The sequence below is a fragment of the Actinomycetospora aeridis genome, assembly GCF_037400275.1.
GTDB classification, from domain to species: domain Bacteria; phylum Actinomycetota; class Actinomycetes; order Mycobacteriales; family Pseudonocardiaceae; genus Actinomycetospora; species Actinomycetospora aeridis.
On sequence record NZ_JBBEGL010000001.1, the window covers coordinates 809488 to 828001 of the forward strand.

19 protein-coding genes are annotated in these 18514 nt (G+C 74.4%); 10 read left to right on the forward strand and 9 right to left on the reverse strand.

The window, feature by feature from the left end:
• Positions 1–52 precede the first annotated feature (52 nt).
• Genes WCD41_RS03860 through rutA form a run of 3 tightly spaced genes read left to right on the forward strand, consistent with a single transcriptional unit; the run spans position 53 to position 3559 of the window.
• On the forward strand, positions 53–1453 hold the full coding sequence (locus tag WCD41_RS03860; protein ID WP_337712042.1) for an MmgE/PrpD family protein: 1401 nt from the start codon (positions 53–55) through the stop codon (positions 1451–1453).
• Positions 1443–2483 (forward strand): LLM class flavin-dependent oxidoreductase, encoded by a 1041-nt coding sequence (locus tag WCD41_RS03865; RefSeq protein WP_337712043.1) that lies wholly within the window; start codon positions 1443–1445, stop codon positions 2481–2483. The genes WCD41_RS03860 and WCD41_RS03865 overlap by 11 nt, the downstream gene beginning before the upstream one ends.
• A 23-nt stretch (positions 2484–2506) precedes the next feature.
• The gene (gene rutA, locus WCD41_RS03870) at positions 2507–3559 is read left to right on the forward strand and encodes a pyrimidine utilization protein A (protein ID WP_337712044.1); all 1053 of its coding nucleotides are present in this window, start codon (positions 2507–2509) and stop codon (positions 3557–3559) included.
• 39 nt (positions 3560–3598) lie between these two features.
• Here rutA and WCD41_RS03875 read toward each other — a convergent pair whose 3' ends face one another.
• Entirely contained in the window at positions 3599–4114 is a 516-nt protein-coding gene (locus tag WCD41_RS03875; protein WP_337712045.1) for a hypothetical protein, read from the reverse strand.
• Positions 4115–4244: 130 nt separating this feature from the next.
• Positions 4245–5546, reverse strand: a complete 1302-nt coding sequence (locus WCD41_RS03880) for a D-arabinono-1,4-lactone oxidase (RefSeq protein ID WP_337712046.1) — start codon at positions 5544–5546, stop codon at positions 4245–4247.
• A 40-nt stretch (positions 5547–5586) separates the two neighbouring features.
• On the opposite strand from WCD41_RS03880, the gene WCD41_RS03885 reads away from it, so the two are divergent.
• Positions 5587–6759, forward strand: coding sequence for an alanine racemase (locus tag WCD41_RS03885; protein ID WP_337712047.1), 1173 nt, complete (start codon positions 5587–5589; stop codon positions 6757–6759).
• Here WCD41_RS03885 and WCD41_RS03890 read toward each other — a convergent pair.
• The 3 genes from WCD41_RS03890 to WCD41_RS03900 are packed head-to-tail and all read right to left on the reverse strand — an operon-like array spanning position 6756 to position 9126.
• Entirely contained in the window at positions 6756–7490 is a 735-nt protein-coding gene (locus WCD41_RS03890) for a glycoside hydrolase family 16 protein (RefSeq protein WP_337712048.1), read from the reverse strand. The genes WCD41_RS03885 and WCD41_RS03890 overlap by 4 nt on opposite strands.
• Positions 7491–7492: 2 nt before the next feature.
• Positions 7493–8074 carry a cob(I)yrinic acid a,c-diamide adenosyltransferase gene (locus tag WCD41_RS03895; protein WP_337712049.1) on the reverse strand — a complete coding sequence of 194 codons (582 nt, stop codon included), beginning with the start codon at positions 8072–8074 and terminating at the stop codon, positions 7493–7495.
• A 41-nt stretch (positions 8075–8115) separates the two neighbouring features.
• Entirely contained in the window at positions 8116–9126 is a 1011-nt protein-coding gene (locus WCD41_RS03900) for an iron-siderophore ABC transporter substrate-binding protein (protein WP_337712050.1), read from the reverse strand.
• A gap of 99 nt (positions 9127–9225) precedes the next feature.
• Here WCD41_RS03900 and WCD41_RS03905 point away from each other — a divergent pair, with 99 nt between their 5' ends.
• From WCD41_RS03905 to murA, 4 genes are read left to right on the forward strand one after another with little or no spacing between them, the layout of a single operon-like run.
• Positions 9226–10311, forward strand: a complete 1086-nt coding sequence (locus WCD41_RS03905) for a FecCD family ABC transporter permease (protein ID WP_337712051.1) — start codon at positions 9226–9228, stop codon at positions 10309–10311.
• Positions 10308–11360, forward strand: coding sequence for a FecCD family ABC transporter permease (locus tag WCD41_RS03910; RefSeq protein ID WP_337712052.1), 1053 nt, complete (start codon positions 10308–10310; stop codon positions 11358–11360). Before WCD41_RS03905 ends, WCD41_RS03910 begins: the two co-directional genes overlap by 4 nt.
• 31 nt (positions 11361–11391) lie before the next feature.
• Complete coding sequence (locus WCD41_RS03915; protein WP_337712053.1) at positions 11392–12273, forward strand: ABC transporter ATP-binding protein; 882 nt, start codon at positions 11392–11394, stop codon at positions 12271–12273.
• A gap of 12 nt (positions 12274–12285) precedes the next feature.
• Positions 12286–13554, forward strand: a complete 1269-nt coding sequence (murA, locus tag WCD41_RS03920; protein WP_337712054.1) for a UDP-N-acetylglucosamine 1-carboxyvinyltransferase — start codon at positions 12286–12288, stop codon at positions 13552–13554.
• Positions 13555–13597: 43 nt separating this feature from the next.
• Here the strand turns inward: murA and WCD41_RS03925 are convergent, their stop codons facing one another.
• Positions 13598–13891 (reverse strand): hypothetical protein, encoded by a 294-nt coding sequence (locus WCD41_RS03925; RefSeq protein WP_337712055.1) that lies wholly within the window; start codon positions 13889–13891, stop codon positions 13598–13600.
• Positions 13892–14047: 156 nt separating this feature from the next.
• Between WCD41_RS03925 and WCD41_RS03930 the strand changes: the two genes are divergently transcribed.
• The gene (locus WCD41_RS03930) at positions 14048–16081 is read left to right on the forward strand and encodes an ethylmalonyl-CoA mutase (RefSeq protein WP_337712056.1); all 2034 of its coding nucleotides are present in this window, start codon (positions 14048–14050) and stop codon (positions 16079–16081) included.
• Here WCD41_RS03930 and WCD41_RS03935 read toward each other — a convergent pair whose 3' ends face one another.
• Positions 16082–16441 (reverse strand): nuclear transport factor 2 family protein, encoded by a 360-nt coding sequence (locus tag WCD41_RS03935; RefSeq protein ID WP_337712057.1) that lies wholly within the window; start codon positions 16439–16441, stop codon positions 16082–16084.
• A gap of 113 nt (positions 16442–16554) precedes the next feature.
• Here WCD41_RS03935 and WCD41_RS03940 point away from each other — a divergent pair, with 113 nt between their 5' ends.
• Entirely contained in the window at positions 16555–16947 is a 393-nt protein-coding gene (locus WCD41_RS03940) for a PaaI family thioesterase (protein ID WP_337712058.1), read from the forward strand.
• On the opposite strand, the gene WCD41_RS03945 is transcribed toward WCD41_RS03940, so the two are convergent.
• Positions 16948–17940 carry a methyl-accepting chemotaxis protein gene (locus tag WCD41_RS03945; protein WP_337712059.1) on the reverse strand — a complete coding sequence of 331 codons (993 nt, stop codon included), beginning with the start codon at positions 17938–17940 and terminating at the stop codon, positions 16948–16950.
• 39 nt (positions 17941–17979) lie between these two features.
• Positions 17980–18504 carry an NUDIX domain-containing protein gene (locus WCD41_RS03950; RefSeq protein ID WP_337712060.1) on the reverse strand — a complete coding sequence of 175 codons (525 nt, stop codon included), beginning with the start codon at positions 18502–18504 and terminating at the stop codon, positions 17980–17982.
• Between the last annotated feature and the right edge of the window lie 10 nt (positions 18505–18514).

The window sequence follows — 18514 nt, forward strand, 5'->3', positions numbered from 1 at the left end:
CCGCCTCCGGCGCGGCAGCTCCGCTGCGCTGCGTGCCGCAAGGGAGCGCCCGTTGTCCTTGGACAGCCCCACCCGCACGACCGCCGGCCAGGCCGGCCGGGTCGCCGGGTTCGCCGCCGCGCTCGACGCCGCGGACATCCCCGGCGAGGTCCTCGAGCGGGCGCGGTACCTCGTCCTCGACGCGGTCGGGCTGGCCTTCGCGTCCACCGCCTACCGGTTCTCCGGGGTGGCCCGTGACGCGCTGACGACGTTCGGCGGCGGCGCCCACCCGGTCCTCGGCATGCCGGACCGGCTCTCGCCGCGCGACGCCGCCGTGCTCAACGGGGTGCTCGTGCACGGCATGGACTTCGACGACACCCACATCCCCGCGGTCACCCACGTGTCCGCGGCCGCCCTGCCCGCGGCGATCTCCGCCGCCACCGTCGCCGGGGCGAGCACGCGTGACCTGCTCGCCGCCTACGTCCTCGGCGTCGAGGTGTCCGCCCGCGTCGGGCTCGGCGGGGCCGGCGGGTTCCACGACGTCGGGTTCCACCCCACCGCCGTGGCCGGGGCGTTCGGGGCCGCGGTGGCCGCCGGCCGGCTCACCGGGCTGGACGCCGCGGGGCTCGCCGCGGCGCAGGGCGTCGTCGGGTCGATGGCGGCGGGCCTGCTGGAGTTCCTCGAGGACGGGTCGTGGACCAAGCGCCTGCACCCGGGCTGGGCGGCGATGTCCGGCCTCACCGCTGCGGCGTTCGCGAAGGCGGGCTGGACCGGGCCGGCTGCGGTCTACGAGGGCCGCTTCGGGCTCTACGCCACCCACCTCGCCGGCCGCGCGACCCGCCCGGAGGCGGTGTCCGAGGGGCTCGGCACGCAGTGGGAGCTGATGCGCACGGCGGTCAAGCCCTACCCGATCTGCCACTTCAACCACGCGTTCGCCGACGCCGCGCTGCTCCTGCGTGACGAGCACGGCATCGCTCCGGCCGACGTCCGCGCGATCCGCTGCGCCATCCACCCGGTGCCGGGCAAGGTCGTGTGCCAGCCCGCGGAGAACAAGTGGGCGCCGCGCGACGAGTACGACGCCAAGTTCAGCCTGCCGTTCGTGGTGTCCGCGGCCCTGTCCCGCGGGCGGTTCACCCTCGCCGAGCTGGAGGACGACGCCCTCGGTGACCCGGAGATCCTCGCCCTGGCGCGGCGCGTCGAGGTCACCGACGACGACGAGGGTCTGTTCCCCGACGCCTACTCCGGGCGCGTCGAGATCGAGCTCGCCGACGGCCGCGTCGTCGCCCACCGCGAGCAGGTCAACCGCGGCCACGACCGCCGCCCACTGACCAACGCCGAGATCGCCGAGAAGTTCGACGGCACCATCGGGCGCGTGGCCGACGCCGGCGTCGCCGACCGCGTGCGCGACGCCGTGCTCTCCCTCGGCGACGACCGCCCGGCCGCCGAGTTCGCCGAGGCCTGTCGTGGTCTCTGACCGGATCCGCGCCGGGGTGTTCCTCACCCACCAGCAGCCGCCCGGGCGGGACCCGCTCGTCGCCCTCGAGGAGCAGCTCTCGCTCGTCCGCACGGCGCGCGACGCGGGTCTCGACTCCGTCTTCGCCGGCCAGCACCACCTCGCCGAGTCGATGGCGCACATCCAGCCGCTGCCGTGGCTCGCGCGCCTCGCGGCCGAGGCCGGCGACATGGCCGTCGGGACCGGCATCCACCTGCTCGCCCTGCACAACCCGGTCGACACCGCCGAGGCCTACGCGGGTCTCGACGTCGTCGCCGGCGGCCGCTCGATCTTCGGCATCGGCCTGGGCTACCGGCAGGTCGAGTACGACGCGTTCGGCGTCCCGCCCGGTGACAAGGTCCGGCGGTTCACCGAGAACCTGCGCATCGTCGAGGCGCTGTGGCGCGGCGAGGCGGTCTCCGCCGACCTCCCGTGGTGCCGGCTCGACGGCGCCCGCGCGACCTTCCGTCCCGCCGCCGAACCACGGCCGCCGATCTGGATGGCGGCCAACTCCGACGGCGCGGTCCGGCGGACGGCCCGCCTCGCCGACACGTGGATGATCAATCCGCACGCCACCCGGGCCACCGTCGCCCGGCAGCTCGAGCTGTTCCACGCCGAGCGGGCGGCCGCCGGCCGCGACCGCGTGGGCGAGCTCCCGCTGATCCGCGAGGTGTTCTGCGCCCCCACCCGGGAGCAGGCCCTCGAGCTGGCCATGCCGCACCTGGCCCGCAAGTACGAGGTCTACGCCGACTGGGGCCAGGACCGTGTCATGCCCGGAACCGAGTCGTTCCGGGTCGGTTACGACGACCTCGCCCACGACCGGTTCGTGGTGGGGTCTCCGGAGGACTGCACCGCCGCGCTCCTCCCGTGGCGCGACGAGCTCGGCGTCGACCACTTCGTGTTCCGCACCGACTGGGCCGGCATGCCGGTCGAGGCGGCGCGGACCTCGCTCGACCTCCTCGCCCGCGAGGTGGTCCCGGCGCTGCGTGCGCTCCCTCTCCCCGTCTCCTGACCCCGCAGGAAGGTGGTCCCGAAGTGGACTTCGGCGTCTTCATCCCCATCGGCAACAACGGCTGGCTCATCTCGGAGAACTCTCCGCAGTACATGCCGACGTGGGACCTCAACCGCAACGTCGTTCAGGAGGCCGAGCGCCAGGGCTTCGCCTTCGCCCTCTCGATGATCAAGCTCCGCGGCTTCGGGGGGAAGACGGAGTTCTGGGACCACAACCTGGAGTCGTTCACGCTGATGGCGGGCCTCGCGGCCGTCACCGACCGGATCAAGCTCTACGCCTCGACGGCGGTGCTCACGCTGCCGCCGGCGCTCGTCGCGCGCATGGCGTCGACGATCGACCAGATCGCGCCCGGGCGCTTCGGCGTCAACATCGTCTCCGGGTGGGCCAAGGGCGAGTACGAGCAGATGGGCCTGTGGCCCGGCGACGAGTACTTCGGCTACCGCTACGACTACTCCACCGAGTACGTGAAGGTCCTGCGCGACCTGTGGGAGACCGGTCGCTGCGACCTCGACGGGAAGTACTTCCAGATGGACGACTGCGTGCTCTCGCCGCGGCCGTCGGGCAAGGTCGACATCGTCTGCGCGGGCCAGTCGGAGCGCGGGATGCGGTTCTGCGCCGAGTACGGCGACTACAACTTCATCCTCTCGCCGGGCGTCAACGACCCCGAGGTCTACCGGCAGCCCACCGAGAAGCTCGCCTCGTTCGCCAAGGAGACCGGCCGTGACGTGAAGTCGCTGCCGCTGTTCATGGCGATCATGGCGGACACGGACGAAGAGGCCCAGGCGAAGTGGCGCTCCTACAACGAGGGCGCCGACGCCGGCGCGCTCGGCTACATGAGCGACGAGGGCAGCGCCGACAAGACCGCCGACGGTGGGGGCACCGCGCGCACGATCAACCTCCCCGAGGGGGCGGTCAACTTCAACATGGCCACCCTGGTCGGCTCGTACGAGACGGTCGCGCGGCAGATCGACGAGGTCGCCAAGATGCCCGGCGTCCAGGGGATGATGTTCACGTTCGACGACTTCGAGAAGGGCGTGCACGACTTCGGCACGAAGGTGAAGCCGCTGCTCGGCTGAGTCGCCGGTGACGGACCCCGTGCTCCGCGGGGTCCGTCCCTAGGCTCCGGCGCCGCGCCGGGTGCGCTCGGTGGCGGCGAGCAGGGCCTCGCGGAAGCGCGCGGCGTCCGGGCCGTCGCCCAGCGGCACCATGCGGCTCCCGCGCTGGGTGCTGCCGACCGGGGTGCTCGTCAACGGCATCAGGCCCGCCGGCACGGCGAGCTTCGCGCCCGCCGCGCGGTCGAGCAGCTCGGAGGGCAGCGGCGCGAACTCGATCTGGTTCAGCCGGTGGAAGCTGACCTGGGCGGCCAGGTCCTCGTCGACCGTGCCGTCGCGGTACGAGACGACGAGCAGGTCGGGCGTCAGCAGCATCTCGACCGTGCGGACCGAGGTCTTCGCGCCGCCGAACAGCCGCCGCCGGGTCGTGGTCTCGTCGGTGCGCAGCGCGTGGGTCACCTCGGCGAGCGGGTCGCGGAACAGTCCGCGCACCGCCCCCTGCTCGCTGATGAACGCAGCCGTCGCCGCCGGCAGCTGGCCGACGGCGATGGCCCGGGACGTCGTCGATCGCTCGGCCATGGACGCGGAGCGTAGCCGAATTCGGGATCGATGGGGTCTTTCCGCCCCATTCGGGGCAATGAAGGCGACGCTGAGTGTCAGCGAACCGAGCACGATCAACGGCCCGCCGGACCGTGCCGCTCGCGCCCCGTCAGGCCGGACCGAGGACGCGGTCGAGGTGCTCGTTGGCGAACAGCCCCTGGGGGTCGACCTCGCGGCGCACGCGGCGGACGTCGTCGAACCGCGGGTAGCGCTCGCCCAGGGCGGCCGCGTCGAGGTGGTGCTCCTTGCCCCAGTGCGGGCGACCGCCGGCCGCGGCGGCGATCTCGCCGAACGCCGCGAAGTACTCCGCGCGGGGCGCGCCGGCGTACTGGTGGATCGCGACGTAGGCGGTGTCGCGGCCGTGGGCGGTGGAGAGCCACACGTCGTCGGCGGCGGCGACGCGCACCTCGACGGGGAAGAGCACGGGGTGCTCGAGACGGGGGACCAGCGCGCGCAGCGCGTCGAGCACCTCGGCGAGCCGTGCCCGCGGCACCGCCCACTCCGACTCGGCGAACCGCACACGGCGCCGCGTCGTGAAGACCCGGTGCGAGCGGTCGCCGTACTCGCGCGCCGACAGCACCCCCGACGCGGCGCGGCCCAGCGGGACGGCGGTCGCGGGGAACGCGCGCCCGACCCGGCACAGCGCCCCGAACGCGGCGTTCTCGACGACGTCGTACTCCACGAACCGTCGCACCGGGTGCAGGGGCGCGGGGGCCTCGGCGAGCGGCACGCGGGCGTTGCGCTTCACCAGCGCCCGCGCGCCGTAGGGGAACCAGTAGAACTCGACGTGGTCCGCGTCCTCGAAGAGCGTGTCCAGCCCGGCCAGCACCTCGGGGAGCGGCTCCGGGCGCTCGCTCGCCCGCAGCGCGAACGCCGGGACGGCCTGCAGCGTCACGTGGGTGACGACGCCGAACGCGCCGAGCCCGATCCGGGCCGCCTCGAACAGCTCCTCGCCCGCCGCGCAGTGCACCGCCGAGCCGTCGGCGAGCACGAGGTCGAGCGCGACGACCCGGGTGGCGAGGCCGCCGAACCGCGCGCCCGTGCCGTGCGTGCCGGTGGCGACGGCGCCCGAGATCGTCTGGACGTCGATGTCGCCGAGGTTCTCGAGGGCGAGCCCGTGCGCGTCGAGCGCGGCGTTCAGCGCACGCAGCGTCGTCCCGGCGCGGACCCGCACGCGGCCGGTGGTGGTGTCGAGCGACTCGATCCCGCTCCATCGCCGCAGGTCGACGACGTGGGCGTCGGTGGCCGCGAGGGCGGTGAACGAGTGGCCGCTGCCGCGCGGGCGCAGCCGCGAGCCCCGGGCGGCACGCACCGCGGCGACGACCTCGTCGACGGAGCGGGGGAGGTGGACCTGGGCGGGGGTCGCGCGGACGGTGCCGGCCCAGTTCCGCCACGTGTCACCGCGACCCATGCCGGCACCGTAGCGGCTCCGGCGGTGGGAGATTGGGCCCGTGATCAGCCGCTGGGATCGCGCCACCGCGGACCTCGACCCGCCCTTCGCGATCGTCGACCTCGACGCCTTCGACGCCAACCTCGACGACCTGCTCGCCCGCGTCCGGGGGCTCCCGGTCCGCCTGGCCACGAAGTCGCTGCGGTGCCGGGCCCTGATCGAGCGCACCGTCGATCGCGAGGGCGTCGGGCGCCTGATGTGCTACACGCTGCCCGAGGCGCTCTGGCACGCCGGGCTGGGCACGAGCGACGACGTCCTCGTCGGCTACCCGACCGTCGACCGCGCCGCGCTGCGCCGTCTCGCGGCCGACGCGCACGCCCGGACGACGGTGACGCTCATGGTCGACGCCGTCGAGCACCTGGACCTCGTCGACGCCGCCCTGGGCGCCGGGCATCCCGAGGTCCGCGTGTGCCTCGACCTCGACGCGGCCTGGCGCCCCCTGCCGGGCCTGCACGTCGGCGCGCGCCGCTCACCGGTCCGGACCGCGGACGCGGCACGCCGGCTCGCCCGGGCGATCGTGGCCCGGCCGGGGTTCCGGCTCGTCGGGGTGATGGCCTACGAGGGACAGATCGCGGGGGTGCCGGACGCCACCGGCGCGCGGCTGCGCGACGCGGCGGTGCGGTGGATGCAGCGCCGGTCGGCCGGCGAGCTGGCCGAGCGCCGGGGTGCCGTGGTGCACGCGGTGCGGGAGGTCGCCGACCTCGCGTTCGTCAACGGCGGCGGCAGCGGCAGCGTCGAGACCACGCGCGCCGACGCGTCGGTCACCGAGATCGCCGCGGGCTCGGCCCTGATCGGCTCGACGCTCTTCGACGGCTACACCCGCATGCACCCCCGGCCCGCGGTCGCCTACGCGCTGCCCGTGGTGCGCCGCCCCGACGACCGTCACGCGACGCTGGCGGGCGGCGGCTGGGTGGCCTCGGGGCCTGCCGCCGCGTCCCGGCTGCCGACCCCGTTCGGTCCGGGCGACCTGGTGCTGACCGGCACCGAGGGGGCCGGCGAGGTGCAGACGCCGGTCAGGGGACCGCAGCTGCCCGCGCTCGGCGAGCGCGTGTGGATGCGTCACGCGAAGGCCGGCGAGCTCGCCGAGCACGTCACCGCGTACCACGGCATCCGGGGCGGGGAGATCGTGCTGACCGCGCCGACCTACCGGGGTGAGGGGCAGGCCTTCGGCTAGAGGCCGGTCACCCTGCGCACCACCAGCTCCGGGGTGCCGGCCGGGTCGTGGGCCGGGTGGTCGGGGAAGTCGAACACCGCGATCATCAGCTGCATCGGGTAGTCCGGCGCCTGGCGGCAGGTCCGGGTCGCGACGCCGTCGATCATGAAGTCGACGCGGCCGGGTTGGCGGTGCGCGGCGAAGCGGTGCCAGGTGGTGACGTCGAGGTCGCGGGGCTCGGCGACGAAGTCCTCGGTGAGCGCCGGGTCGCGGAACGCCTTGATCCCGGAGCCGACCGCCGCGCGGCCCTCCGCGACCGTGTCCCCGAAGACCTCCACGAGGCACACCTCGCCGCAGCGCTCGGGGGCGTCCTCGAGGCCGATGAGCCACGCCGAGAACATCGCCGACGGCCCGAGATGGGCGCGGCACTCGACCTCGACCATCCCGGCGCGGGGCGTGAACCCGAGGACGGTCGGCTGCTCCTCGCGGACGGTCTGTCCCTCGCGGAACCGCTGCTGGCCGTCGGTGCTGCCGACCGGCCCGGAGCGGTTGCCGGACTGGACGCCCGAGACGCGCAGCGGCGGCTCGTGGTCGCCGGCGCACCACAGCCCCTGCTCCGGGGGGATCGTCAGGTGCAGGCCCTCGTCGTCGACCGCCCACGTGGCCGCGGCGTCGGCGCGTGAGCTCCAGGCCGGGAGGTAGGCGGGCGTCCAGACCTCGGTGTCCAGCCGCGCGAAGCGCTCGTCGAACATCGTCAGCGCTGCTCCTCCGGCCCGCCGGGGACCCAGAGGACGTCGCCGCCAGGGTTGGCGACCCGGCCGAGGATGAACAGCAGGTCCGACAGGCGGTTGAGGTAGTGCGCGGGCAGCTTGCTGGTGCGGTCCGGGTCGGCCGCGACCACCGCCCAGGTGCTGCGCTCGGCGCGGCGGGTGACGGTGCGCGCGACGTTGAGGTACGCGGCGGCGGGGGTGCCGCCGGGCAGGATGAACGAGTTCAGCTTCGGCAGGCCCTCGTTGAACGCGTCGCACCAGCCCTCGAGCCGCTCGATCTGGCGCTCGGTGACCCGCAGCGGCGGGTACTCCGGGGTCTCCACGACCGGCGTCGCGAGGTCCGCCCCGACGTCGAAGAGGTCGTTCTGGATCTGCCGCAGCGGGGCGACGATCTCCGCCGGCGGCGCGCCCACCGAGAGCGCGACGCCGATCGCGGCGTTGGCCTCCTCGGAGTCGGCGTACGCCGCGAGCCGCGGGTCGGTCTTGGGCACGCGCGAGAAGTCCGAGAGACCGGTGGTCCCGTCGTCGCCGGTGCGCGTGTAGATCCGGGTCAGGTGAACGGCCACGGCGTCAGTCTAGGGACGCCGTGGCCGTCCACCCGAGTCGTTCAGCGCTGCAGCGCCTGCGCGAACAGCGGTGCGGCACGGTCCAGCGCGGCGGCGGTGCCGGGGACCGAGCCGGACGAGAACGCGTTGCTCGTGGTCGTGTCGTCGAGGACGACGAGGTGACCCGCCGCGGCGGCCGGGGTGCGGGAGAGCACCGGGTCGGTGCGGATCGCGTCGGCGCTCGCGTTGATCGGGAACACGACCGTGAGGTCGGACGACAGGAGCCCGACCTGCTCGCCCGAGAGCGACACGTAGAACGAGCCCGCGGCCTGGGGTGCGAGCGCCTCGATCTGCGGCGGCGTGCGGAACCCGAGCTCGTCCATGACGTCGACGCGCGCGTCGCCGGGGACGTAGGCGCCCCACTGGCCGCCGTAGAAGGCGCCGACGCCCGCCGCCTTGCCCGCGAACGACGGGTTGGCGGCCGTGGTGGCGCGGAACTTCTCCTCGAGGCCGGCGATCTGCTGCGCGCCGACGTCCGGCTTGCCCAGCGCGCGGGACACCATGTCCATCTGCTGGCGCCACGTCGTGCCGTAGGCGGCGGCGAGTCCCGGCGGCGGGCCGACGGTCGGCGCGATGCGCGAGAGCGTGTCGTACCGCTGCCGGTCGCCCGACGAGCGCGTGTCGAGGATGAGGTCGGGGCGCAGCGCCGCGACGGCCTCGTAGTCGAGCTGCGTGGTCCCGAGGATCGTGGGCGGCGTCCCGTACGGCGGCGACCAGGGGCCCACGCCGGTGCCGCCGAAGCCGAGCCAGTCCGACGCGCCCACGGGCTGCACGCCGAGCACGAGCGCGGTCTCGGCGTCCGACCAGCCCAGCGCGACGATCCGTTGCGGCGGCTCCGGGATGGTCACGGGGCCGAACTGGGTGTCGATCGTCGCGGGGTACCGGTCGCCGACGGCCGAGCCGGCGGGGGCGCCGCCGCTGCCGCCGTCACCGCCCCCGCCGCAGGCGGCGAGGACCAGGAGGGCGGCGGCGGTGGCGGCGAGGACGAGTCGCCTGAGCGGGCCGGGGGACACACGTACTCCTGGGGGGTCGGAATCGGACAAACAGGAAGCCTGAGGCTAGGCAACCCTAACGGCTAGGGTGCAGGGCGGCAGGGGTCGTGACGCGAGAGGGTGGGTGACCGCGCGGTGGTGATCGACGCGCCCGGGCAGGCGCCGCCCGCGCGGCGGCCGGGGACGTCCGGTGGGGTGGCCGGGTCCGCGACCCGCGCGCTCGGGCTGCTCGCCCTGATCGTGATCGCGGTGCTCGTGCTCCTGGTCAGCATCGGGATCGGCTCGCGCGACATCGGGCTCGCGCAGTCCTGGGCGCTGCTGTGGGGCGGGGACCCCGGCGGGCTGGACACCGAGGCGGCCATCGTCCGCGACCTGCGGGTGCCCCGCGGCCTGCTCGCGCTGGCGGTCGGCGCCGCGCTCGGGCTCGCGGGCGCGGTGATGCAGGGACTCTCGCGCAACCCGCTGGCCGACCCGGGCCTGCTCGGCGTCAACGCCGGCGCGTCGGCGGCGGTCGTCGTGGCGATCGGCGTCTTCGGGATCGGGACGGTCACCGGCTACGTGTGGTTCGGGCTGGTCGGCGCGGCGGTGGCGATGTTCGTCGTGCACGCGCTGGGCGCCACCGGCCGCGCGTCGGGCACGCCGGACCGGCTGGTGCTCGCCGGGGCCGCGGTGACGGCCGTGCTCATCGCCCTGGTCAACGCGGCGCTCGTGCTCACGCCGCGCACCTTCGACTCCTTCCGTTTCTGGAACCTCGGCTCGCTCTCGGGGCGGGGTCTGGACGTGCTCGTGACGATCGGCCCCTTCATCGCCGTCGGGGTCGTGGCCGCGATCGGGATGGCCCGCGCGCTCGACACGCTCGCGCTCGGCGACCGCGCCGGCCAGGCGCTGGGACTCAACGTCGAGCGCACCCGGATCGCGGCCGGCGCCGTCGTCACCGTCCTCGCGGGCGCCGCGACCGCCGCCGTCGGGCCGATCGCGTTCCTCGGCCTCGCCGTCCCGCACGTGGTGCGCGGCATCGTCGGGCCCGACCACCGCTGGCTCCTGCCCTACACCGCCGTGCTGGGAGCGATCGTGCTGCTCGTCGCCGACGTCGTCGGCCGCGTCGTCGCCCCGCCCGGCGAGATCGCGGTGGGCGTCACCACCGCCGTGCTGGGCGCGCCCGTCTTCGTGGCCCTGTGCCGCCGCCGCCGGCTGGTGGGCGTGTGAGCACCCCGCTGGTCACCGGTCGCCTGCTCCGCCTCGGCGGCGGCCGCATCTCGCTGCGCGTCGGGCCGCGCTCGGTGGCCGTCGGGGCCGTCGCGGCGCTGATCGTGGTGGTCGGGGCGCTGGTCTCGCTGACCACCGGGGCGTTCCCGCTGACGCTCGCGGAGGTCGGCGAGACGCTCGTCGGGCAGGGCAGCCGGGCCACCGAGTTCGTCGTGCTCGACCAGCGGCTGCCGCGCCTGGTCCTCGCGGTCCTGGTGGGCGCGGCGCTGGCCGTCAGCGGCGCGGTGCTGCAGAGCCTGTCGCGCAACGCGCTGGGCAGCCCCGACGTCATCGGCTTCACCACCGGCGCGTCGACCGGCGCGCTCGTCGCCATCGTGACGTTCGGGGCCGGCACCCTCGGGACCTCGCTCGGGGCGCTGCTCGGCGGCATCGTCACGGCGCTGGTCGTGGTGACGCTCTCGGCGGGGCGCGGCACCCAGGGCCTGCGCATGGTGCTCATCGGGATCGGCATCGGCGCGGCGCTGCTCGCGGTGAACAGCTGGCTGATCACCACCGCCGTGCTGCAGACCGCCGTCGACGCGCAGGCCTGGCTGCTCGGCGACCTCAGCAATCGCGGCTGGCCCCAGATCCTCGCCCTCGGCGTCGGGGTGGTCGTGCTGCTGCCGGTGCTGTTCGGGATGGCGCGGCGGCTCTCGCTGCTCGAGCTCGGCGACCGCCCGGCCGGCGCGCTCGGCGTCGACGTCGGGCGCACCCGCACGATCCTGCTGCTGTGCGCGGTCGCGCTGGCCGCCGCGTCGACGGCCGCGGCCGGGCCGATCCCGTTCCTCGCGCTCGCGGCGCCGCAGATCGCCCGCAGCCTCACCCGCGCGGCGACGCCCGTGCTCGTGCCGAGCGCGCTGTGCGGGGCGGCGCTGCTCGTCGTCAGCGACCTCGCCGTCACCCGCCTGTTCTCGCCCGTCCCGCTGCCGGTCGGGATCGCCACCGGCCTCATCGGCGGGCTCTACCTCGTCGTGCTGCTCGTGCGCCTGTGGCGGGGGAGCACGACGTGACCCCCGCCCGACCGGATCTCCCAGGAGCCCCATGACCCGCCTGCACGCCCAGGACGTGACCCTGGGCTACGAGGGCCGCACGGTGGCCCGCGACCTCTCCGTGGAGATCCCCGACGACTCGTTCACCGTGATCGTCGGGCCCAACGCGTGCGGGAAGTCGACGCTGCTCGCGGCGCTGGCCCGGGTGCTCGCCCCGCAGGCGGGCTCGGTGGTGCTCGACGGGCAGGCGATCGCGAGCTACCGGTCGAAGGAGGTCGCGCGCCGTCTCGGGCTGCTGCCCCAGACCGCGACCGCCCCCGGCGGCATCACCGTCGGCGACCTCGTCGCCCGCGGCCGCTACCCGCACCAGCAGCTGCTCAGGCAGTGGTCGGACGACGACGAGGTGGCCGTCGCGGAGGCGATGGCGCTGACGAACGTCGCCGACCTGGCCTCGCGCCTGGTCGATGAGCTCTCCGGCGGCCAGCGCCAGCGCGTGTGGCTCGCGATGGCGCTGGCGCAGGAGACGCCGATCCTGCTCCTGGACGAGCCGACGACCTATCTCGACATCTCCCACCAGATCGACGTGCTCGAGCTCTGCGCGCGCCTGCACGCCGAGCTCGGGCGCACGCTCGTCGCGGTGCTGCACGACCTCAACCAGGCGGCCCGGTACGCCACGCACCTCATCGCCCTGCGCAAGGGCGGCGTGGTCGCCGCGACCGGGGCGCCGCGGGACGTGCTCACCGAGGAGCTGGTGACCGACGTCTACGGCCTGGCCTGCCGGGTGCTGCCCGACCCGGAGACCGGGACGCCGATGGTGGTGCCGCGCCGTCCGGAGCGGATGGGGGCCGCGGCGGGGGCGGCCTCGGGGGTGGCGCCGGGGGCCGGGCCCGCCGTCGAGGGTGCTGGCGACGGCCGGCCGGTGGCGGGCGGGTAGCGTCACCCGCCGATGAACGAGCACTTCGTGGTGCGCGGTTCCGGCCCGCTGTCCGGGGCGGTCGACGTGGTCGGCGCCAAGAACAGCGTGCTCAAGCTGATGGCGGCCGCCCTGCTCGCCGAGGGTCGGACGGTCATCACCAACTGTCCGGAGATCCTCGACGTCCCGCTGATGGCCGACGTGCTGCGCAGCCTCGGGTGCGCGGTGACCGTCGAGGGCGACACGGTGACCATCGACGTCCCCGCCGAGCTGACCCCGGAGGCGGACTACCGCTCGGTGTCGCGGCTCCGGGCCTCGGTGTGCGTGCTGGGGCCGCTCGTGGCCCGGTGCCGCCGCGCGGTGGTGCCGCTGCCGGGTGGCGACGCCATCGGCTCGCGCCCGCTGGACATGCACCAGGCGGGACTGCGGCTGCTCGGCGCGTCGAGCGAGATCTCGCACGGCTGCGTCGTGGCCGGGGCCGAGACGCTGCGGGGCGCCCAGATCTGGCTCGACTTCCCCAGCGTCGGCGCCACCGAGAACATCCTCATGGCGGCGGTGTTCGCCGAGGGCACGACCGTGATCGACAACGCCGCCCGCGAGCCGGAGATCGTCGACGTCGTCACGATGCTCCAGCAGATGGGCGCCAAGATCGAGGGCGGCGGCACGTCGACGCTCACCGTGCACGGCGGCGGGCCGCTGACGCCGACCACCCACCGCGTCATCGGCGACCGCATCGTGGGCGCCACCTGGGGCTTCGCCACCGCCATGGCCGGCGGCGACGTCACCGTGAACGGCGTCGACCCCCACCACCTCGACCTCGTGCTCGACCGGCTGGGGCAGGCCGGGGCGCAGGTCGTCACCCTCGACGGGGGCTTCCGCGTCGTCATGGACGGCCGGCCGCGCTCGGTCGACTGGGTCACGCTGCCCTACCCGGGCTTCGCCACCGACCTGCAGCCCATGGCGATCGCGCTCTCGGCCATCTCCGAGGGCACGTCGATGATCACCGAGAACGTCTTCGAGGGCCGGTTCCGGTTCGTCGAGGAGATGGTGCGGCTCGGGGCCGACGCGCGCACCGACGGGCACCACGCGGTGGTCCGGGGCGTGCGGCGGCTGTCGTCGGCGCCGGTGTGGGCGTCGGACATCCGCGCCGGGGCGGGGCTGGTGCTCGCCGGGCTGTGCGCGGACGGCGAGACCGAGGTGTGGGACGTGGCCCACATCGACCGCGGCTACCCGCTGTTCGTCGAGAACCTCGCCGCCCTCGGCGGCGACATCCACCGGATCGTCGCGCCGCCGCAGCGCTGACTCCCATGTGAGCACTTTCCGGGCCTATCGGCCCGGAAAGTGCTCACATGGCGCGGAGGACCACCCGGGCGTCGTCGGCGTCGCCGGGGAAGGCCAGCAGCCGCCATCCCTCGACGCCGTGGCTGAGAGTGACCCGCACCTTCTCCCGCGCGAGCTTCGCCACCAGCACGTCGGCGGCCTCGCGCGTGGGGACGACGGCGACGGTCTCGAGCAGGCCCAGGTCGCCGGTCGCGTCGGGCACCGCGCCCTGGGGGCCGCGTCCGAAGGTGTACCGCAGGACGCCGGCGAGCAGGATGACGAGCGACACCACCAGCGCGATCTCGGTGATGGACCCCATCCCGCCAGTGTGACCGGTCCAGCTCCGCTGCGCTGCGTGTCCCGACCTGACCGATCCTGTGTCCCACGGCATCCCGCGTGCGATTCCGTCGCCGAGACCCGTCGGTAACATCAGCGGGTCATCGCCAGGTGACGAAGCGCAGCGGAGGTACCCGACGTGCCCTACCCCAGCGACGACGCCCGCGACCGCCCCTGGGTCATGCGGACGTACGCCGGCCACTCGTCGGCGCGCGCGTCGAACGAGCTCTACCGACGCAACCTGGAGAAGGGCCAGACCGGCCTCTCGGTGGCCTTCGACCTGCCCACGCAGACCGGCTACGACCCCGACCACGAGCTCGCGAAGGGCGAGGTCGGCAAGGTCGGCGTGCCGGTGTCGCACATCGGCGACATGCGGGCGCTCTTCGACGGCATCCCGCTGAACGACGCCAACACGTCGATGACGATCAACGCGACGGCGATGTACATGCTGGCGCTCTACGTCACCGTCGCCGACGAGCACGGCGCCGACCGCGAGAAGCTCGCGGGCACCACGCAGAACGACATCGTCAAGGAGTACCTCTCGCGCGGGACGTACGCGTTCCCGCCGGCGCCGAGCGTCCGCCTGATCACCGACATGATCGCGTGGACCTACCTCAACGTGCCCAAGTGGAACCCGATCAACATCTGCAGCTACCACCTGCAGGAGGCCGGGGCGACGCCGACGCAGGAGGTCGCCTACACGCTCTCGACGGCGATCGCCGTGCTCGACGCGGTGCGCGACTCGGGCCAGGTGCCCGAGGAGAAGTTCGGCCAGGTCGTCGGGCGCATCTCGTTCTTCGTCAACGCGGGGCTGCACTTCATCGAGGAGATCGCGAAGCTCCGGGCGTTCTCGCAGCTCTGGGACGAGCTCTGCCGCGAGCGCTACGGCGTCTCCGACGAGAAGATGCGCCGCTTCCGCTACGGCGTGCAGGTCAACTCCCTCGGGCTCACCGAGGCGCAGCCGGAGAACAACGTCCAGCGGATCGTGCTGGAGATGCTCGCGGTCACGCTGTCGCGCGACGCCCGGGCGCGCGCGGTGCAGCTGCCGGCGTGGAACGAGGCGCTGGGCCTGCCGCGGCCGTGGGACCAGCAGTGGGCGCTGCGGATGCAGCAGGTGCTGGCCTACGAGACCGACCTGCTCGACCACGACGACATCTTCGCCGGGTCGCACGTCATGGAGGCCAAGACCGCGGCGATCGTCGAGGGCGCCCGCGCGGAGATGGCCAAGGTCGCCGAGATGGGCGGCGCGGTGCCGGCCGTCGACTCCGGCTACATGAAGTCCCAGCTCGTGTCGTCGCTCGCCCGGCGCCGCCAGCGGATGGAGTCCGGCGAGGACGTCGTCGTCGGCGTCAACAAGTTCACCTCCACCGAGCCCAGCCCGCTGCAGGCCGAGGGCGCCGAGGCGATCTTCACGGTCGAGAAGTCGGTCGAGGAGGAGGCCGCCCGCGCGGTGCAGGAATGGCGTTCCTCGCGCGACCAGGAGGCCGCCGACGCCGCCCTCGAGCACCTTCGGACGGCCGCGGGCACCGACGAGAACCTCATGGAGGCGACGCTCGAGTGCGCCCGCGCCGGGGTGACGACGGGGGAGTGGTCCGGCGCCCTGCGCGACGTCTTCGGCTCCTACCGCGCCCCGACGGGCGTGTCGGCCGCGAGCTCCGGGGCCGGCGAGGCCCCCGAGGAGCTCGCCGAGGTGCGGGACCGCGTGCGGCGGACGGCCGAGGAGATGGGCGCGGGGTCGCTGCGCATGCTCGTCGGCAAGCCGGGGCTCGACGGGCACTCCAACGGGGCCGAGCAGATCGCCGTGCGCGCCCGCGACGCCGGCTTCGAGGTCATCTACCAGGGCATCCGCCTCACGCCCGCCGAGATCGTCGCGGCCGCCGTGCAGGAGGGCGTGCACGTCGTCGGCCTGTCGGTGCTGTCGGGCTCGCACCTCGAGGTCGTCCCGGCCGTGCTCGACGGCCTGGCCCGCGCGGGTGCCGACGACATCCCGGTGGTCGTCGGCGGGATCATCCCGCCCGCCGACGCCGAGCAGCTCGAGCGTCTCGGCGTGCAGCGGATCGTCACGCCGAAGACCTACTCGCTCACCGGGATCATGGGCGAGTTCGTGGACGTCGTCCGCGAGGCGAACGGTCTCGACGCCGCCCCGTCCCCGACACCCGTCGCGGGCGGGTAGTCAGCCGGGGACCTTGTCGAGGAAGCCGTGGACGGTGCGCAGGCGCCCGTCCTCGGCGATCTCGGCGACGTCGAAGCCGACGACGACGGGCTCTCCACCCGCACCGCCGTCGGGACCGAGGTGCCAGGTGAAGCGCACGACGTCGTGGTGGGCGTCCAGCACGTCGCCGCGGGTGAAGGTCAGGCCCGCGAACTGCTCCTGCGCCCCGGCGATCAGCGCGTCGACGCCGTCGTGGCCGGAGACGTCGGCGAGCGGGTCGACGTAGCGGGCGTCGGGGGTGAACGCCGCGGCGACCGCGTCGCGGCGGGCGGCGGGATCCGTGGCGTTCCAGGCGGCGAGGTAGCGGTCGACGGACTCCATGGGTCCTCCTTCGTCGGTGGGTGTCGGGAGAACCCTGACCCGGCCGCGGTAGCCCGGTCGATGACCTCGCAGGTCATGGACGATCTCCGCGGCGGGGCCCCAGGCTGTCGTCCGTGACCCCGGACGACCTCATCGCCGCCATGCCCTACGCCGCCGCCCTCGGCATGCGCCTCGAGACCGCGTCCGCCGCCGAGACCGTCGCCGTCCTGCCCTGGTCCGACGCGAACACCACTCTCGGGGGGCTGCTGCACGGCGGTGCGCTGATGACGCTCGCCGACACCACCGGCGCCGTCTGCGCCCACCTCGGCCTCCCGGAGGGCGCCCGGACCGCGACCACGCAGTCGGGGACGCACCTGCTGCGCGCGGTGTCGGGCTCCGAGGTCCTGGCCACGGCACGGCCCGTGCACTCCGGGCGCACCCAGATCGTCGTGCAGACCGACCTCACCGACGACCGGGGCCGCCTCGTCGCGCGGACGATGCAGACGCAGGCCGTGATCCCGACGTGATCACTCCTCGTCGTCGTCCCGGGCGCCGCGCCGCTTGAGGAACGAGAACCCCGGGATGCCGTCGATCGCCTGGCGCAGGTCCTTGGTGACGTCGAGGAGCTCGTGGAGGTCCGGTCCGACGCGGTCGAGGGTCGCGAGGATCGGCATGATGTCGGTGACCATGTGCTCGGTGAACTGCGGCATCTGGTCCACGAGCTTGATCGCCGCGTCGACCTCCTCCGGGCTGAGCTCGTCGACGAACTTGCCGGCCAGGGGCGCGCCGCGCTCGAGCATCGGGCGGTAGAGGTCCAGCAGCTCCTGGGCCGAACGGCTCGTCGCGCCGGCGCCCTCGACGATCTCCCGCGCGCCGTCGGTGATCTCGCGGGCGGAGCCGACGACGCCCTCGGCGCCGCTGGTGATGGAGCGTGCGGAGTCGACGACCTCGGAGGCGCCGCTCGTGATGCTGCGCGCGCTGCCCACGACCTCCTCGGCGCCGCTGGTGATCGTGCGGGCCGAGCCGACGACCTCGTCCGCGCCGGCGGTGATGCGGCGCGCGGACTCGACGACCTCGCTCGCGCCGCCCGTGATGCCCCGCGCCGACGACACGACCTCGTCGGCACCTTCGGTGATCTTGCGTGCGGAGCCGACGACCTCCTCGGCCCCACTGGTGATCGCGCGGGCGGAGCCGACGACCTCCTCGGCGCCACCGGTGATCGCGCGGGCCGAGCCGACGACCTCGTTCGCGCCGTCGGTGATGCGCCCGGCCTCGGTGATGACGCCGTCGACGCGGCTCATCACCCCGTCGACGCGGACGACGATCGTGTCCGCGCGGTCGACGAGGCCGTCGACGCGCTCGGCGAGCTGCCCGAGCACGCCGACCAGGCGCGTCACCTCGTCGAGCAGGGCGTCCACGCGACCGGGCAGGCGGGCACCGACGTCGACGACCTCGCCGACCCAGCCGACCACCTCGCCCGGGGTGGGCACCGACAGCGGACCGAGCCGCACCAACGCCATGTCCCCACTCTGCCCGTCCACGGCGGCGGGCACGCACCGCTACGACGACCGGAGCACGAGCAGGGTGTAGGCGGCGAGCGTCTGGGCGTCGGTGATCTCGCCGGTCCGGGCCCGTTCCTCGAACTCGGCGCGCGTCACCCACGCGGAGCGCATGTCGGCCTCGGTGGCCTCGCGCTCCGGAGGGCCGGGGGTGAGGTCGGTGGCCAGGAAGGCGCGGCCGCGCTGGGAGGAGACGCCGGGCGCGACGTCGAGCAGGCCGAGGTAGGTCCAGGTGGCCGCGGTGAGGCCGGTCTCCTCGCGCAGCTCGCGCGCGGCGAGCTCCTCGGCGGGCATCTCGGCGCGGTCGGGGGCGGTGCCCTGGACGAACTCCCACCGGCGCATCCCGAGCGGGTAGCGGTACTGCTCGACCATGGCCAGGCGGTCGCCGTCGAGGGCGATGACCAGCGCGTAGTCGGGCTTGTCGATCACGCCGTAGAGACCGTCGGACCCGTCGGGCCGGCGGAAGGTGTCCTCCCGCAGCGTCAGCCACGGGTTGGCGTAGATCTCGCGGCTGCTGGTCGTCACCGGGTGGTCC

Bases quoted from the DNA above. Each gene is read 5' to 3' on its own strand.
- WCD41_RS03875 (WP_337712045.1), bottom strand. From the start codon at position 4,114: ATGGCCGAGCGATCGACGACGTCCCGGGCCATCGCCGTCGGCCAGCTG.
- WCD41_RS03880 (WP_337712046.1), bottom strand. From the start codon at position 5,546: ATGGGTCGCGGTGACACGTGGCGGAACTGGGCCGGCACCGTCCGCGCG.
- WCD41_RS03890 (WP_337712048.1), bottom strand. From the start codon at position 7,490: ATGTTCGACGAGCGCTTCGCGCGGCTGGACACCGAGGTCTGGACGCCC.
- WCD41_RS03915 (WP_337712053.1), top strand. From the start codon at position 11,392: ATGACCCGCCTGCACGCCCAGGACGTGACCCTGGGCTACGAGGGCCGC.
- murA (WP_337712054.1), top strand. From the start codon at position 12,286: ATGAACGAGCACTTCGTGGTGCGCGGTTCCGGCCCGCTGTCCGGGGCG.
- WCD41_RS03925 (WP_337712055.1), bottom strand. From the start codon at position 13,891: ATGGGGTCCATCACCGAGATCGCGCTGGTGGTGTCGCTCGTCATCCTG.
- WCD41_RS03935 (WP_337712057.1), bottom strand. From the start codon at position 16,441: ATGGAGTCCGTCGACCGCTACCTCGCCGCCTGGAACGCCACGGATCCC.
- WCD41_RS03945 (WP_337712059.1), bottom strand. From the start codon at position 17,940: ATGGCGTTGGTGCGGCTCGGTCCGCTGTCGGTGCCCACCCCGGGCGAG.